The organism is Synechococcus sp. MEDNS5 (assembly GCF_014279875.1).
Lineage (GTDB): Bacteria > Cyanobacteriota > Cyanobacteriia > PCC-6307 > Cyanobiaceae > Synechococcus_C.
In genome coordinates, this window is record NZ_CP047952.1 from 2,286,718 (window position 1) to 2,302,042 (window position 15,325).

Consider the following 15,325-nt stretch of genomic DNA (forward strand, 5'->3'; position numbering starts at 1 on the left):
AAATCGGGCAGGCCTTGGCAAAACCCGACAAAATGCAGTGTCTTCAATGGATCATCCGGCCATGAGCACCACCAGCCATCCAGATGTTCTGGTGATCGCTGCCAGCAATGGCGAGAACCTCAAGCTGGCGCAGCGTTTTGTCGACGAAGCCAAAGCGCAAGGCAAGTCCGCTGACCTGCTGGATCTCACCACCCTGGATCTGCCGCTGTTTACCCCTCGGGTGAAAGAAGCAGGCATCCCTGATGGTGTGCGTCCCCTGCATGAGCAACTGATGGGAGCCCCGCGCTGGGTGATCTGCGCCCCTGAGTACAACGGGTCCATTCCCCCGGTGCTCACCAGCGCCATTGCCTGGCTGTCGGTGCAGGGGGACGATTTCCGTTCCCTGTTCAACGGCCGTCCCATGGCCATGGCCAGCTTTTCCGGAGGCCCTGGCATCGAACTGCTGATGGTGCTGCGCACCCAGCTCACCCATCTCGGCGCCCAGGTTGTGGGCCGCACCCTGGCGGGCAACCAGAACCGTCCGCCCAGGGACAGCTCCTTGCAGGATCTGCTGAACCGGCTGATGCAGATGGCACCGCTGAGTCTCTGAGCGATCGATTCCTCCACTCCCCCATGCGTGAACCGGATCCAACTCCAGCCGATCGCGTTCCCGATGTGCTGCTTCGCCCCGCCGCGGAACGCTTCCACAGCCAGCACGACTGGCTCGAGTCTTGGCACAGCTTCTCCTTCGCGGGCCACTACTCCCCTGACTGGATGGGCTATGGCCCCCTGCGCGTGATCAACGACGACACGATTGCTGCGGGTCGTGGCTTCGGCATGCACCCGCACCGCGAGATGGAAATCATCACGGTGATGATCCAGGGCCAGTTGAACCATCGGGATTCGATGGGAAACACCGGAGTGATCAGAGCCGGCGATGTTCAGCGCATGAGTGCTGGCACCGGCATCGTTCACTCCGAGATGAATGAAGGAAACGAAGCCTGCCGACTGCTGCAGATCTGGATCGAGCCCAGCGCAGCAGGACTCTCACCGGCCTACGACCAGCGGACGCTCAGCATCAGATCTGACACCTGGACACCACTGCTGGCGCCGAACGACCCCTCGGTGATGGCAATCGAACGACCAGTGAGCCTTTGGCGCGCGCAGCCCAGAGCTGGTCAGAGCCTGCCGTGGCCTGCCAAATCCATCGAGCATGGCTGGATCCAGATGATTGAGGGCGAGATTGAGCTGCCGCGACCATCGGCAGCAAGCATTCGCTTGCGCAAAGGTGACGGGCTGGGATTCAAGGGATCATCTTCCGACCTCAAGATCCTGCAAAACCAGAGCGACAACAGCGATGTGCTGCTGTTCGCACTGCAGTGATGGCGATGAAAGGGCTGATCTCGCCTCAGCTCGAAGTGCTGGTGTCGCGCTCCATGGCATCAATGCGACCGGTGGTGATCTCCTTGTTTGTGATCAATGCCATGGCGCTGGGCCCTGGTGTGGCCCATGTACTTGTGCCGTGGAACCCATGGAACGCCTTGCTCGCTGGAAACCTCTGTGCTGCCTTGCTCCTGCTGGTGTGGCACAAACCGCGCCTGATGCTGCAACAAGCTCGCCAAACATCCTGGCGATCCTGGCTGTTGATCTTGATTGATGCCGCACTGGCCTCTTCTTTATCAGCCTTGATCTTCGTGGGGCTGGAGTCCACCACAGCCAGCAATGCCATCCTCATCGGCCGCCTGGCTCCAGTGCTCTATGCCCTGCTTGGTGCTGTGTTTTTCCGCTCTCGGGTGTTGGCCCAAGAATGGTTCGGCTATGGCTTCATCATCGTGGGGGTGATGGGAATCGTGCTGATCGGCAATCACGAGATGATCCGCCGGGGAGATCTCCTGATCCTGGTCTCCACCGTTGTGTTTGCACTCTCGTCCAGCATCGGCAAAGCGGCTGTCAAAGATGCTGTGGAGGTTGAACTGCTGCTGTTCGCACGCAATGTTGTGTCCAGCCTGTTGTTCTTTGTAGTTGCCGGATCACTGCTTGGTTTTCAACAGTTTGAGCCCCTCAGCCATGGACTCTTTTGGCTGATCATGCTTCTGTATGCAGCGCTTCTGATCGTTGTCTCGCAATACCTCTGGTACCACTCTTCTCGGTCTCTAAGCACAATCAGCATGGGCCGGTGGGCCGCACCAGGGCCGCTGATCGGACTGCTGGCAGCTTTCCTGGTCACTGGGGACCGACCGACGACAGCACAACTACTTGGAGCGGCCGTGATCATCCTCGGCGTAACGATCACCACATTCAGACCGACCCGCCCTGAGTCGAGCAGCCATGACGAAGCGCTTGAAAAGAAAGTGACTCTGGCGGATTCGCACCACCCGATTGGCGGATGCGCATGCCCCTGATCAGGACACTACCTGTAGAGCCTCCATCCCCAAAGTGCCTCCGAAATTCCAGCCAGCAAGACAAGCAATTTTTGCCAGGAATTAATCAGCAAACACGAGATAGCACGGCTTCATAGCAAGCCAGCGGGGAGGTGATAAACAAATCTAAACCCGATCCCAAAGAGAATCGGTAATTCGCACACACGCCACATGTTGTGCCCTGAAATGGCATCGTCACCACACATTGTCCCCTCGAGCATGGGATTCCAGGAAGAGCCTCAGTACGCGGTTCGTTACCGCGGTTTTGTTTTGCTGCAACAGCGCAACCACAGCTGGCTGGTCCGACCAGAACGCAGCCCGATGACGCTTCTTCCCTTCCGTACACCCACCTGCTCGCTAGAGGATGTCAAAGCACTGGTTGATTGGCGACTTCAGCAGGAAACAAGCCTGCTTTCAGCTGCCTGAAGCCGCTCAGGCGGCTTGCGGGGGCGGGGTGGGTGAACCCTGGGGCTGGAAAGGGAGCACCAAGGTGGCCCAACGTTCGGGACGCTGAGGGCGCTGACGACGGGCTTGGCGCACACCAAACGGCACCCGCAACACATTGGTGCCCTCGATGGGGAGGGTATGACCGCGACCGAGCGCTTCCTCGAGGCATCCTGGGATTTCAGGAAGCTGGAGCCCCTCACCCTCCTGCTTGGCAGACAATGAATCGTTGGGTGTGTCGCTGATCATGAATCCTCTTGAATGCGACGAGATGCTGTGCAGTGTGGTGATGAAACCATCGGCACAAACAAAAATCGAACGTTTAATTTTCGATTTCAATGAAAATTTATCGCACTGAGGGCGATTCAGCCAGATCCATCACGCTCGGGCAGGTGCAAATCAAGTTGCGATCACCAAAGGCATTGTCGATGCGGGCCACGGCAGGCCAGAACTTGATCTGCTGCTGGCCAGGCAACGGGAAAGCGGCTTCTTGTCGCGAATAGGGCCTCTGCCAGTGATCGTCTGTCACTGCCGCCAGAGTGTGGGGGGAGCGTTTCAGGGGATTGTTGTCACGATCGCTTTCTCCGCTCTCAATGCGAGCCACCTCCGCCCGGATGGCAATCATGGCGTCACAGAAACGATCGAGTTCTTCCAGGCTCTCGCTCTCTGTGGGCTCCACCATCACAGTGCCGGCCACAGGCCAGCTCACGGTGGGGGCATGGAAGCCGTAATCCATCAAACGCTTAGCGAGATCATCCACCTCAAGCCCTGCAGTGCGTTTGAGTCCACGCAGGTCAAGGATGCATTCATGGGCCACCAGGCCTCCCTCACCACGAAACAGCACGGGATAGTGCGCATCAAGGCGATGGGCCAGGTAGTTGGCTGACAGCAGGGCCACCGCCGTGGCGGTGCGCAAGCCTTCAGCGCCCATCATGCGCAGATACATCCAACTGATCGGCAGGATTCCGGCACTCCCCCAGGCTGCTGCTGACACCGATGAAATCGGCTGATCGCCTCCGCACTGCATCAGCGGATGGCCTGGCAGAAAAGGCTGGAGATGGGCAGCGACCCCGATCGGACCCACCCCGGGGCCACCGCCACCGTGGGGAATGCAGAAGGTCTTGTGCAGATTCAAATGGCAGACATCAGCACCGAAGGCACCGGGGCGGCACAGCCCCACCTGAGCATTGAGGTTGGCGCCATCGAGATACACCTGGCCGCCATGTTCATGAACGAGAGAGCAGATCTCTCGAATCCTGGTTTCGAATACACCATGGGTGGAGGGATAGGTGACCATCAGGGCAGCGAGCACATCGGCGTGCTCCATGGCTTTTGATCGGAGGTCCTCAACATCCACGTTGCCGTCGTCATCACAGGCCACGGCCACCACGCGCAGTCCAGCCATCACTGCACTGGCGGGGTTCGTGCCATGGGCGCTGGTTGGAATGAGGCACACATCCCGCTGAGCCTCCCCGCGGGACCGATGCCACGCCCTGATCACCAACAAACCGGCATATTCCCCCTGGGATCCGGCATTGGGTTGCAATGAAACATCGGCGAAACCTGTCAGGGCTGCAAGCCAACGCTCTAAATCACGGATCAGCGCCTGGAATCCCTCCTGTTGCGCCAAGGGGGCAAATGGGTGGATCGCAGCGAACTCACGCCAACTCACAGGGGCCAGTTCAGCCGCCGCGTTGAGCTTCATCGTGCAGCTCCCCAAGGGGATCATGCCGTGCACCAACGACAGATCCTTGCTGACGAGACGCTGGATGTAGCGCATCAATTCGGTCTCGCTTCGGTAGCGATGAAACACGCTCTGCTGAAGCCAGGGACGCTGGCGCAAGGGAACCCCGGCCATCACCTCCGCTGGAGTTGATGGCTGCGCCGATGCCGGTGGAACCTTCTCAACAACCTCCGCGCAGATGGAGAGCAGGCTCTGAATCTCGGCTTCATCACTGAGCTCATCGAGGCTGATCCCAAACCCGAGGGCCTGGTCCGCCGGCACACCGTCAGGCAGCACCCTCAGGTTGAAACCCTCGCAGGCCGCCAGGCGATGCACTTCGGGAGCCTGGGGGCAATGCACGTCGAGGCTGTCGAAGCGAGCACCACCTGGCAAAGGAAAACCAAGCGCAGCCAACCCCAGCTCCAGACGGGAACGCAACAACACAATCCGGCTGGCAATGGTCTCAAGACCCTCGGGGCCGTGATGGATGGCGTAGAAGGACGCCATCACCGCGAGCAAAACCTGGGCGGTGCAGATGTTGCTGGTGGCCTTGTCCCGGCGGATGTGCTGCTCGCGGGTTTGCAAGGCCAGGCGCAAAGCAGGACGCCCCTCAGCATCGCGGGACTGGCCCACCAACCGGCCAGGCACCTGACGGCGGTAGGCATCCCGGGTGGCGAAGAACGCTGCGTGGGGTCCGCCCCCTCCCATCGGAACTCCAAAGCGTTGGGCACTGCCCACAGCGATATCCGCACCAAGTGCACCCACTGGCTCAAGAAGAACCTGCGCCAGTGGATCAACTGAAACGGTGACCAGAGCTCCGTGCGCATGAGCCTGTTCAATGCAGGTGCGGGGATCCCAAAGCCGCCCGCAACGTCCGGGAAGCTGGAGCAAAACCCCAAAAACGTCGTCTCCCCAGCGGAAGGCATCCGGCTCAGCAACCTCCAGCTGCACACCGATGGGCTCACAGCGGGTACGCAGCACTGCCAAGGTCTGCGGCAACACGGCAGCATCCACTAGGAAACGGCATGCCCCTTCGCGTTTGCACACACCAAAGCTCATCGACATCGCCTCAGCAGCGGCCGTGGCTTCATCGAGCAGGGACGCATTGGCGATCGGCAGTCCCGTCAGCTCGCTGATCAGGGTCTGAAAATTCAGCAGTGCCTCCAGGCGCCCCTGAGCAATCTCTGCCTGATAAGGGGTGTAGGCGGTGTACCAGGAGGGATTTTCCAGCACCTGACGCTGAATCAGAGCCGGGGTGACGGTATCGAAATAACCCAGACCGATCAGGGAACGGGTCAGCTGGTTGCGACTGGCAATCGTTCTCAATTCAGCCAGGGCAGGAGCCTCATCGACCCCTGAAGGCAGATCAGCACAGGGCGGTTGAGCGTCGAGAATGTCGCCGGGAACTACCGCTTGGATAAAAGCATCAAGGTCTGCAAATCCAAGGGCTTGCAGCATCCGATCCACAGCCTGGGATTCAGGTCCGATGTGGCGGCGGACAAAAGGAGAAATCGGTTCAACAGCGCTGGAGGCCACCGTCCGCTGGTCGAGCAGGGTCATGGGGCCCAAGCAATCGCCGGAACTGTAAGAAACTTCCAGATCGAACGGCTCGGGGCGTCAGATGGCCGCCACTTTGGCTGCGTAGGTGGCCGCATCCATCAACTGATCCATCTGATCCTGGTCACTGGGTTGGATCACCAGCAGCCAACCCTCGCCATGGGGGTCGTTTTGAAGTTCTTCCGGATTCGCCAACAAGGCATCGTTGCGCTGCAGCACGACACCAGTGAGGGGCGCGTACATCTCTTCAACGGCCTTGACCGACTCCACGGTTCCGAAGCTGCTGCCGCGGTTGAGTTCAGCCCCTACCTCTGGCAGATCCACAAACACAATGTCCCCGAGCTGGTCGACGGCGTAGGCACTGAGTCCGATCCGGACTGCATCGGCATCCTGCCAGGCGTATTCGTGGCTGTCGGCGTAACGGTACGAATCGGGGAAGTCGAAGGCCATCGGGCCGGCATTGGGCAATGTTCACCCAGTGTGGGCCAGATCTAGCCGTCCTGCCGCAGCCAGTGCCTGCAGGGCATCGATCAGAGCCAACTCAACGTGGGCTCGGTGCGTGCCGCCCTGCACATAGAGATTGAAAGGTTCCCGCAAGGGGGCATCAGCGGAAAATTCACTGGTGCTGCCATCGATGAACGTGCCGCCAGCCATCACCAGATCACTGGCATAACCAGGCATCGCTGCAGGCACCGGATCGAGATAGGAGCCCACCGGTGAACAGGCCTGAAAGGCACGGCACACCACCTTCAACGCCTCAGCATCACCCAACTGCACAGCTTGGATCAGATCACTGCGCAAGGCTCCGGCAACAGGCTGCACGCGAAAGCCAAGATCCGCGAACACTCCGGCCACCAGATCGGCACCGATCAGAGATTCCGCAACCATCTGCGGAGCCAGGAACAGCCCCTGGAGCAGCAACCGATGCAAATCGAAGCCTGTGCCGCCCTCACGGCCGATTCCTGGAGCCGTGAGACGACAACAGGCCTGCTCCACCAGATCGCTGCGGCCGGCCACATAACCACCTGCTGGAGCGATCGTGCCTCCGAGGTTCTTGATCAGTGAACCGGCGACCAGATCCGCTCCCACTGCAGGCGGCTCCTGCTCTTCCACGAGCTCGCCATAGCAGTTGTCGACGAAGCAGATGCAGTCGGGCTGCCGGCGGTGGATCCGCTCACAAAGCCTGCCGATGGTCTGCACGCTGAGAGAGGGGCGCCAGCTGTACCCACAACTGCGCTGAATCAACACCAATCCGCAGGGCTGATCGAGCATGTGATCCACTCCCTGCTCATCCACCGAACCATCCGGACGCAGAGGCAGTTCCTCGTAGGCAACGCCGAAGTCCCGAAGGGATCCCTGCCCCTCACCCCGCAGACCGATCACCTCTTCCAAGGTGTCGTAGGGACGCCCAGTGATGGACACCATGCGATCGCCCGGACGAAGCACTCCAAACAGGGCTGCAGCAATGGCATGGGTACCGCTGACGAATTGCAATCGGACCGCTGCGGCTTCTGCACCTAACACCCGGGCGAACACCCGATCGATCACCTCCCGCCCCTGATCGCCGTGGCCATAACCGCTCACCGAGGCGAAGTGCTGAACCCCCACCCGTTCCGCCGCAAAAGCGTCCAGAACCCGTCGCAACCGGGGAGCAACAGCGGCGGTTCGCGTTCTGGCGATTGGTTCCAAGCGCTCGCGAACAGCTTGAACGCGTGCTCGCGCTAAAGCCAGTGCCTCGCTGGGTTCCAAAGGAGGTTGGGGGGGGTGTATCCCCCACGATTCTGAATCCATTGCCATCGGAAACCCGCGGAGAACCTGCTGCGTTCTTTTACATTCACATCTCCAACCGTCTGTTTCCTTTCCTTCTGTGTCCGTTCGGACTGCAGCTGGAACGGATCATGGAGATTCTTCTTGGTTACCACCAGCCCAGCCGACACCGGCAGCCAACGGGACCTGCGCATGCGCGCAGCCGTCATGGCGCCCAGAGCGCCGTTGCCGCGCCGGCAGCGACGTCTGAAGGGAGGAACCACAAGCTTCATGGTGGTGATGCACGTGCTCGCCACCGTGGCCTTGCTTCCCCGGTTTTGGAGCTGGCAAGGCATCGCCACCTTCGCTGTTCTTTATTGGATGACGGTGCTCGGTGTGACCCTGGGTCTGCACCGCCTGGTGGCACACCGCAGCTTCGAGGTGCCGTCATGGCTAGAGAAAACATTGGTGCTCATGGGCACCCTGGCCTGCCAGAGCGGGCCGATCGAGTGGATTGCACTCCACCGCCATCACCATCGCTTCTCCGACCAGCCCAATGATCACCACGACGCCGGTCGCGGCCTCTGGTGGAGTCACAGCGAATGGATGCTTCACGACATCCCGGCGTTGGAACACAAGGAGCGTTACGCCGGGGATCTGCTCAGCAGTCCGTTTTATGTGTGGCTCGACCGTTGGTTCCTGCTGCTGCAGATCCCCCTGGGTCTAGCGCTGTACTGGTATGGCAATGCGGCCGACGTGCACGGCGGCGGACTCGGACTTGTGCTCTGGGCCATTCCTCTTCGCCTGGTGGTCGTGTATCACGTCACCTGGCTTGTGAATTCCGCCACCCACGCATTTGGCTACCGCAATTTCGATTGCCCAGACCTTTCCCGCAACTGCTGGTGGGTGGCAGTGCTGTCCTTCGGCGAAGGCTGGCACAACAATCATCACGCCCATCCGGCCAGCGCCCGTCATGGCCTGCGCTGGTTCGAAGTGGACATCACCTGGCTGCATATTCGTCTGCTGCAGAAACTGGGACTGACCCGCCGTGTTCGCCAGGCGCGTTACCCCGGCTGAGTGGTCGCGCGAAGCTCGGCGAGAAAGGCTTCAGCACTGAGGCCCTGGCGGCCCTCCAGCTTGAGGTGCGTGGCATAAAGATCGAGGAACTCGCCGTCGAGTTCCTCAGCGCTGTAGTCACGCATCCCCGCCATCACCTCCGCAAAACGCTCGCGGCGCTGGTTTTTGCTAACTGGATAAGCCTCCATCACCAGATCACGGCACTGACGCCAGGACTGCCCGCGGCAGAGTCTGTCGGCAATGGCGGCACTGAGGAGCGCCGCCTCCTGGGGCGCAATCCGCCAATCAAAGCCGGGCGGCAGAACCGCTAAGCCAACAAAGATCTCGAACAAGGCTCCGGCACCAAGAGGATTTGATTGGGCATCAAGCAGGGGCACCGCTCCCTCTTTCAGCACCTTGAGCAGATCGGGATGCACCTCAGCCAGGTGCTCCTGGATTGGAGCCAGGCCGGCGTGAAGCACCGTATTGGCCTGACCGAGGGCCAGAAACACCTCGGGGCCCGGGGAGGCGAGCTTGCCGTTGCGCAGGTTGGAGATCTGGGAGTTGTGCACACGCCCCAGATCGAGCGCATCCGCCAAGGCAGGCAACACCTTGTGCGACCAGCCATTGCGCTCATGCCAGACGTGAATGAGATGGGCCATCGCTTGACGCCCCTCGGCCAGCTGATCGCGATAACCTCTGGTCACATGATCAGCATCACTAGTGTTGCTCATTGCTTGATACGGATCCGTATTGCGTATAGTCTGCGGATATCAACCAGATAAGGCCATGGTCTCCAGCGTCATCACTGCGCCATCACCACCCAGTCGACCGGCAGCTTCGCACCGGGCCCAGGCGCTTGCAACCCTGTTACACCAGCCTCGCCGGGGCGAGACCTTCGCGGCGCCGAAAAAGGGTCTTCACTGGCTGACGATCGGTTTCATGATCGTGATCCATAGCCTGGCCCTGTTGGCCTTGCTGCCGATGTTCTGGAGCTGGCAGGCCGTTACCAGCCTGCTGGTGCTCTACTGGGTCACCGCCTGCCTGGGCGTGACCATCGGCTATCACCGCCTGCTGTCCCACCGGTCCTTCCAGCTCCCTCGCTGGCTGGAACGCTTCTTCGCCACTTGCGGCGCCCTCAGCTGCCAGCACGGACCGATCGACTGGGTGGGATTGCACCGCCATCACCACAAGTTCTCCGATACGGATGCGGATCACCACAACAGTCACCGCGGTTTCTGGTGGAGCCACATGGGTTGGATGTTCCAGACTGTCACAGCCATGCAGGCCGTGCCCCGCATGACCGGCGACCTGGCACAGGATCCTTACTACCGCTGGCTGAATAACAATTTCCTGCTGCTGCAGTTGCCCTTGGCAGGCCTGCTGTTTTGGATTGGCACCGCCACTGGAGCTGGCGGCTGGGCCTTGGTGCTGTGGGGCATCCCCCTACGCCTGGTGCTGGTGTATCACGTCACCTGGCTTGTGAATTCCGCCACCCACTGCTGGGGAACCGTGGCTTACGACAGCGGTGACGCCTCCCGCAACAACAAGTGGGTGGCCGCCCTCACCTTCGGCGAAGGCTGGCACAACAACCACCACGCCTATCCACACTCCGCCCGCCACGGACTGCAACCGGGGCAGATCGACCTCACCTGGGAGCACATCAGGCTGATGCGAGCCCTGGGACTGGCCACGAAAATACGCCTGCCCGTCGCGTCGTAAAATTATCGATCGCTCATTAGACGTCGTCCGGAATCATCGCCATGGCCAAGCGCGTACAAGTCGTTCTGAATGAGGACGTTCTCAGCCTCGGCCGGGATGGCGACATGGTGGAAGTTGCTCCCGGGTATGCCCGCAACTTCCTTCTCCCTTACGGCAAAGCCGTTCCAGTCACCCCAGCGGTGATGAAGCAGGTGGAGCATCGCCGGGCGAAGGAGGCTGAGCGCCAAGCCGCACTCAAGCAAGAAGCCCTGGCCTTCCGCACCGCCCTCGACACCATCGGTCGCTTCACCGTGAAGAAGCAAACGGGCGATGACGACGTGCTGTTCGGCACCGTCACCAATGGCGACGTGGCCGAAGTGATCGAAGAGGCCACCAAGAAGGAGGTGGACCGCCGCGACATCACCGTTCCCGACATCCACCGCACCGGCAATTACAAGGTCAGCGTCAAGCTGCACAGTGAAGTCACCGCTGAGATCAACCTGGAAGTGGTCAGCTACTGACCCACCAGGTCGCAGAAGGATGTGTGAGGCCGTCACAGCCCACTCTGTTTCGTGCTCGCAAGTACGCCAGAGTGGGCGTCGGCGTTGAAAGGTCAGGCCCATGGTGAGCGTTCCCCTGACGGATGCCGGCGGCGAGTCCGCCGACGGGGATCGCCGTAGTTTCGGCAAGGGGCGTCGGCGGGATGAACCCAACTTCGAGGCCCTGCCCGATTCCGTTCCGCCCCAGAACGTGGAAGCAGAGGAAGCCGTGTTGGGTGGCATCCTGCTGGACCCCGACGCCATCGGCCGGGTAGCCGATGTGTTGCAGCCGGAGGCTTTTTATCTCGGTGCGCATCGGGAGATCTTCCGCACTGCGGTGATGCTCCACAGCCAGGGCAAACCCACCGACCTCACGGCCATGACCGCTTGGCTGGCCGACACAGGAGCGCTCGAGAAAGTAGGCGGCAGCAACCGGCTCGTGGAGCTGGTGGAGCGGGTGGCCTCCACCGCTTCGATCGAGCAGGTGGCCCGCCTGGTGATGGACAAGTTCCTGCGGCGGCAGCTGATCCGCTCCGGCAACGAGGTGATCCAACTGGGCTTTGATCAAAGCCTGCCGATGGAGCAGGTGCTCGACAAAGCCGAGCAGACGATTTTTGCGATCAGTCAGGAGAAGCCCTCAAAGGGCCTCACTCCCACAGCCGAAATTCTCACCAGCACGTTCAACGAGATCGAAAGCCGTTCGCTGGGCACCTCGGTGGCGGGCATCCCGGTGAATTTCTACGACCTGGATGCCATGACCCAGGGCCTGCAACGCAGCGACCTGATCATCGTGGCCGGCAGGCCGGCCATGGGCAAAACCTCGATCGTGCTCAACCTGGCCAAGAACGTGGCCCAGCTGCACGATCTGCCGGTGTGCGTGTTCTCCCTGGAGATGAGCAAGGAGCAACTCACCTACAGGCTGCTTTCGATGGAGGTAGGCATCGAAGCCGGGCGCCTGCGCACGGGCAGGCTGCAACAGGAGGAGTGGCCCTTGCTGGGGCAGGGCATCAACACCCTGGGGCAACTACCGATCTACATCGACGACAAACCCAACTCCGGCGTGTTGGAAATGCGCTCTCTCTGCCGGCGCTTGATGGCCGAACAGGGCAAGGAACTGGGCCTGGTGGTGATCGACTACCTGCAACTAATGGAGGGCTCCAGCCCAGACAACCGTGTGCAGGAGATTTCCCGCATCACCCGTGCCCTTAAGGGCATGGCACGGGAACTGAACGTGCCCGTGATCGCCCTTTCCCAGCTCAGCCGTGGCGTGGAATCCCGCACCAACAAACGGCCGATGCTGAGCGACCTGCGCGAATCAGGCTCGATTGAGCAAGACGCCGATCTGGTGCTGATGATCTACCGCGACGAGTACTACAACCCCGAAACCCCAGACCGGGGCATCACCGAAGTGATCGTGACCAAGCACCGCAACGGTCCGGTTGGCACAGTGAAACTGCTGTTCGAGCCCCAGTTCACTCGTTTCCGAAATCTGGCGGCGTAAGCCGATTGCCGATACTGGAGCCATGGCCAACAGCTCCGCCCTCACCGAAGTGTTCGACGTGATCGTCGTGGGAGGCGGCCATGCCGGTTGCGAGGCTGCGATCACGGCTGCTCGTTTGGGGCTGAATACCGCCCTATTTACCCTCAATCTCGACCGAATCGCCTGGCAGCCCTGTAATCCTGCCGTTGGTGGTCCTGCCAAAAGCCAGCTTGTCCATGAAGTGGATGCCCTGGGCGGAGTGATCGGCCGACTCGCCGATGCCACGGCGATTCAGAAACGGATCCTCAACGCCAGCCGCGGCCCTGCAGTGTGGGCACTGCGCGCCCAAACCGACAAACGCCAATACTCACGCCAGATGCTGCAACTGCTGCAGCACACCCCCAACCTGGCCCTGCGCGAAGCGATGGTGACGGGGCTGGAGATTGAGGGCGATCCCAGCGGTGGGGGCGAATCCTGGGACCCGAGCCAAGGCCCAGCAGCCAGCATCACCGGCGTACGCACCTATTTCGGCAGCATCTACGGCGCCAAGGCAGTTGTGCTCACTGCGGGCACCTTCCTCGGCGGCCGCATCTGGGTGGGTCACCAGTCGATGGCCGCCGGCCGCGCTGGCGAACAGGCCGCCGAAGGGCTCACCGAAGCCCTGCAACAGCTTGGATTCCATACCGACCGACTCAAAACCGGCACCCCGGCGCGGGTGGACCGGCGCAGCATCGCTCTCGATCAACTCGAAGAGCAACCCAGCGATGCCGCTGATCGCTTCTTCTCCTTTGATCCGGCCGCCTGGGTGAGTGGTGAGCAGATGAGCTGCCACATCACCCGCACCACAGCCGCCACCCATCAGCTAATCAAAGACAACCTCCACCTCACCGCGATCTACGGCGGCGTGATCGACAGCAAAGGCCCGCGCTACTGCCCCTCGATCGAAGACAAGATCGTGCGCTTCGCGGACAAAGACAGCCACCAGATCTTCCTCGAGCCGGAGGGGCGCGACACGCCCGAGATCTACGTGCAGGGCTTCTCCACGGGCCTGCCCGAACCGATCCAGTTGCAACTGCTGCGCAGCCTGCCTGGCCTGGAACAAGCCGTGATGCTGCGACCGGCCTATTCCGTGGATTACGACTACCTCCCCGCCACCCAGCTGCTGCCGTCGCTGGAAACCAAACGCGTGCAAGGGCTCTTCAGCGCCGGCCAGCTGAACGGCACCACCGGCTACGAGGAAGCCGCGGCCCAGGGGCTGGTGGCCGGCCTCAATGCCGTCCGCCGCATCCGCGCCGAGAAGGCGGTGCACTTTCCCAGGGAAGGCAGCTACATCGGCACGATGATCGACGATCTGGTGAGCAAGGATCTGCGCGAGCCTTACCGGGTGCTCACCAGCCGTAGTGAATACAGGTTGGTGCTGCGAGGCGACAACGCCGACCGCCGGCTAACACCCATGGGCCGTGAACTCGGTCTGATCGATGACAGGCGCTGGCAGTTATTTGAGGACAAACTCCAGGCGATGGAGTCCGAAAAGCAGCGACTGGAAACCGTGCGCCTCAAGGTGAGTGACCCCGTGGCCCCAGCCGTGGAGCAGGAGACCGGTGCTCCCATCAAAGGTTCAATCACCTTGGCAGACCTGCTGCGTCGCCCTGGCATGCATGCGGCCGACCTGGTGCGCCACGGCCTGGCCGATGCAAGCCTGCCACTGCCAGTGCGAGAAGGCGCCGAGATCGACATCAAATACAGCGGTTACCTGGCCCGCCAACAGCAACAGATCGATCAGGTGAAACGCCAGGGCCGGCGCAAGCTTCCTGAAACGATCCACTACGCCAGCATCAGCACCTTGTCGCGGGAAGCGCGTGAAAAACTCACAGCAGTGCGCCCACTCACCCTGGGACAGGCCAGCCAGATCCCTGGCGTGAGCCAGGCCGATCTCACCGCTCTGTTGATATGGCTGGAGCTGCAGCAACGGCGCAGTCAACCCAGCACTCCAGACCTCGCCCCCACTGGCCAGGCTCGATAGCGTTGATGGAGACAACAACATGCGGTGTCTCCCCCCCTTTCCACATCCCGGGCCTACTGGAACCTGCGCGCTGAGCAGGTGATGGATCGGGTATTCAGCGACGGGGAACGCACGCTGGAAGCTGTTCAGGTGCAAACGCCCAAGGCCAAGGACCCACAGCCACATGCTCGCGTGCCGATCAGCCTCCTGGTAGTGACCCTGATTGGAGTGCTGGGCACCCTCACCTTGGGTCTCCAGTGGTGGAGCGCCCAACAGGCACTGCAGAGGGAACGCAACCTGGCCCTGATTGAAAAGCTGCGTCAGCGCACACCGGAAACCAAGCCCGCCGATGCAGCCACTGCCATTCAGCAATTGGAGCCGGTGACCATTCCCATCCGCTCCCTACCGCTCCCTGAAGAAACAGCGCCGACACGCGCGGAAGAGGCGTCTGCTGCTGCAACGGTGCCATTGACACCGGAGCCCCTGCTAGTGGGAGTGGTCCACAGCGGCGGGGGCCAGGGATCCGCCATCTTTCAAGTCGGTGACCAGTCCCTGTCGGCGGCGCCAGGGGAAAGCATCGGCAACAGTGGCTGGTCCCTGCGCAACGTGACGGCAAGCGGTGCGGTGATCGAACGCGGCGGCGCCAGCCGATCACTTTCGGTAGGAGGAGCCTTCTGA

At 61.3% G+C, this 15,325-nt stretch carries 15 protein-coding genes; 10 read left to right on the plus strand and 5 right to left on the minus strand.

Going from position 1 to position 15,325, the window contains the following annotated elements; translation table 11 throughout:
• The first annotated feature begins 61 nt into the window (after positions 1-61).
• From SynMEDNS5_RS12280 to SynMEDNS5_RS12295, 4 genes are all read left to right on the plus strand, one after another.
• A complete protein-coding gene (locus tag SynMEDNS5_RS12280) occupies positions 62-589 on the plus strand; it encodes an NAD(P)H-dependent oxidoreductase (protein WP_186583621.1) in 528 nt (175 codons plus the stop codon).
• A gap of 23 nt (positions 590-612) precedes the next feature.
• Positions 613-1,362 (plus strand): pirin-like bicupin family protein, encoded by a 750-nt coding sequence (locus SynMEDNS5_RS12285; protein WP_186583622.1) that lies wholly within the window; start codon positions 613-615, stop codon positions 1,360-1,362.
• Positions 1,363-1,367: 5 nt separating this feature from the next.
• Positions 1,368-2,381: a DMT family transporter gene (locus SynMEDNS5_RS12290; RefSeq protein ID WP_186583623.1), complete on the plus strand. Its 1,014-nt coding sequence runs from the start codon at positions 1,368-1,370 to the stop codon at positions 2,379-2,381.
• Positions 2,382-2,618: 237 nt separating this feature from the next.
• Positions 2,619-2,825 carry a hypothetical protein gene (locus SynMEDNS5_RS12295; RefSeq protein ID WP_186583624.1) on the plus strand — a complete coding sequence of 69 codons (207 nt, stop codon included), beginning with the start codon at positions 2,619-2,621 and terminating at the stop codon, positions 2,823-2,825.
• Positions 2,826-2,831: 6 nt separating this feature from the next.
• On the opposite strand, the gene SynMEDNS5_RS12300 is transcribed toward SynMEDNS5_RS12295, so the two are convergent.
• From SynMEDNS5_RS12300 to SynMEDNS5_RS12315, 4 genes are all read right to left on the minus strand, one after another.
• Complete coding sequence (locus SynMEDNS5_RS12300) at positions 2,832-3,092, minus strand: hypothetical protein (RefSeq protein WP_186583625.1); 261 nt, start codon at positions 3,090-3,092, stop codon at positions 2,832-2,834.
• A gap of 97 nt (positions 3,093-3,189) precedes the next feature.
• The gene (gene gcvP, locus SynMEDNS5_RS12305; protein WP_186583626.1) at positions 3,190-6,126 is read right to left on the minus strand and encodes an aminomethyl-transferring glycine dehydrogenase; all 2,937 of its coding nucleotides are present in this window, start codon (positions 6,124-6,126) and stop codon (positions 3,190-3,192) included.
• 57 nt (positions 6,127-6,183) lie between these two features.
• Positions 6,184-6,573, minus strand: a complete 390-nt coding sequence (gene gcvH, locus SynMEDNS5_RS12310; RefSeq protein ID WP_186586008.1) for a glycine cleavage system protein GcvH — start codon at positions 6,571-6,573, stop codon at positions 6,184-6,186.
• Positions 6,574-6,594: 21 nt separating this feature from the next.
• Positions 6,595-7,914, minus strand: a complete 1,320-nt coding sequence (locus SynMEDNS5_RS12315) for a methionine gamma-lyase family protein (RefSeq protein WP_186583627.1) — start codon at positions 7,912-7,914, stop codon at positions 6,595-6,597.
• Positions 7,915-8,034: 120 nt separating this feature from the next.
• On the opposite strand from SynMEDNS5_RS12315, the gene SynMEDNS5_RS12320 reads away from it, so the two are divergent.
• Positions 8,035-8,946: a fatty acid desaturase gene (locus SynMEDNS5_RS12320; protein ID WP_186583628.1), complete on the plus strand. Its 912-nt coding sequence runs from the start codon at positions 8,035-8,037 to the stop codon at positions 8,944-8,946.
• Here the strand turns inward: SynMEDNS5_RS12320 and SynMEDNS5_RS12325 are convergent.
• Entirely contained in the window at positions 8,934-9,659 is a 726-nt protein-coding gene (locus SynMEDNS5_RS12325; protein ID WP_186583629.1) for a hypothetical protein, read from the minus strand. The two genes, SynMEDNS5_RS12320 and SynMEDNS5_RS12325, sit on opposite strands and share 13 nt — an antisense overlap.
• Before the next feature lie 55 nt (positions 9,660-9,714).
• Between SynMEDNS5_RS12325 and SynMEDNS5_RS12330 the strand changes: the two genes are divergently transcribed.
• From SynMEDNS5_RS12330 to SynMEDNS5_RS12350, 5 genes are all read left to right on the plus strand, one after another.
• Positions 9,715-10,647 carry a fatty acid desaturase gene (locus tag SynMEDNS5_RS12330; RefSeq protein ID WP_186583630.1) on the plus strand — a complete coding sequence of 311 codons (933 nt, stop codon included), beginning with the start codon at positions 9,715-9,717 and terminating at the stop codon, positions 10,645-10,647.
• 41 nt (positions 10,648-10,688) lie between these two features.
• Positions 10,689-11,147, plus strand: a complete 459-nt coding sequence (gene rplI, locus SynMEDNS5_RS12335; RefSeq protein ID WP_011934304.1) for a 50S ribosomal protein L9 — start codon at positions 10,689-10,691, stop codon at positions 11,145-11,147.
• Between the two features lie 100 nt (positions 11,148-11,247).
• The gene (gene dnaB, locus SynMEDNS5_RS12340; protein ID WP_186583631.1) at positions 11,248-12,666 is read left to right on the plus strand and encodes a replicative DNA helicase; all 1,419 of its coding nucleotides are present in this window, start codon (positions 11,248-11,250) and stop codon (positions 12,664-12,666) included.
• 22 nt (positions 12,667-12,688) lie between these two features.
• On the plus strand, positions 12,689-14,668 hold the full coding sequence (gene mnmG / locus SynMEDNS5_RS12345; RefSeq protein WP_186583632.1) for a tRNA uridine-5-carboxymethylaminomethyl(34) synthesis enzyme MnmG: 1,980 nt from the start codon (positions 12,689-12,691) through the stop codon (positions 14,666-14,668).
• A gap of 24 nt (positions 14,669-14,692) precedes the next feature.
• Positions 14,693-15,325: a hypothetical protein gene (locus SynMEDNS5_RS12350; protein WP_186583633.1), complete on the plus strand. Its 633-nt coding sequence runs from the start codon at positions 14,693-14,695 to the stop codon at positions 15,323-15,325.

Excerpts from the sequence above, each read along its gene's own strand:
- SynMEDNS5_RS12280 (WP_186583621.1), top strand. The coding sequence starts at position 62 with ATGAGCACCACCAGCCATCCAGATGTTCTGGTGATCGCTGCCAGCAAT.
- SynMEDNS5_RS12285 (WP_186583622.1), top strand. The coding sequence starts at position 613 with ATGCGTGAACCGGATCCAACTCCAGCCGATCGCGTTCCCGATGTGCTG.
- SynMEDNS5_RS12290 (WP_186583623.1), top strand. The coding sequence starts at position 1,368 with ATGAAAGGGCTGATCTCGCCTCAGCTCGAAGTGCTGGTGTCGCGCTCC.
- SynMEDNS5_RS12295 (WP_186583624.1), top strand. The coding sequence starts at position 2,619 with ATGGGATTCCAGGAAGAGCCTCAGTACGCGGTTCGTTACCGCGGTTTT.
- SynMEDNS5_RS12300 (WP_186583625.1), bottom strand. The coding sequence starts at position 3,092 with ATGATCAGCGACACACCCAACGATTCATTGTCTGCCAAGCAGGAGGGT.
- gcvP (WP_186583626.1), bottom strand. The coding sequence starts at position 6,126 with ATGACCCTGCTCGACCAGCGGACGGTGGCCTCCAGCGCTGTTGAACCG.
- gcvH (WP_186586008.1), bottom strand. The coding sequence starts at position 6,573 with ATGGCCTTCGACTTCCCCGATTCGTACCGTTACGCCGACAGCCACGAA.
- SynMEDNS5_RS12315 (WP_186583627.1), bottom strand. The coding sequence starts at position 7,914 with ATGGATTCAGAATCGTGGGGGATACACCCCCCCCAACCTCCTTTGGAA.
- SynMEDNS5_RS12325 (WP_186583629.1), bottom strand. The coding sequence starts at position 9,659 with ATGAGCAACACTAGTGATGCTGATCATGTGACCAGAGGTTATCGCGAT.
- SynMEDNS5_RS12330 (WP_186583630.1), top strand. The coding sequence starts at position 9,715 with ATGGTCTCCAGCGTCATCACTGCGCCATCACCACCCAGTCGACCGGCA.
- rplI (WP_011934304.1), top strand. The coding sequence starts at position 10,689 with ATGGCCAAGCGCGTACAAGTCGTTCTGAATGAGGACGTTCTCAGCCTC.
- dnaB (WP_186583631.1), top strand. The coding sequence starts at position 11,248 with ATGGTGAGCGTTCCCCTGACGGATGCCGGCGGCGAGTCCGCCGACGGG.
- mnmG (WP_186583632.1), top strand. The coding sequence starts at position 12,689 with ATGGCCAACAGCTCCGCCCTCACCGAAGTGTTCGACGTGATCGTCGTG.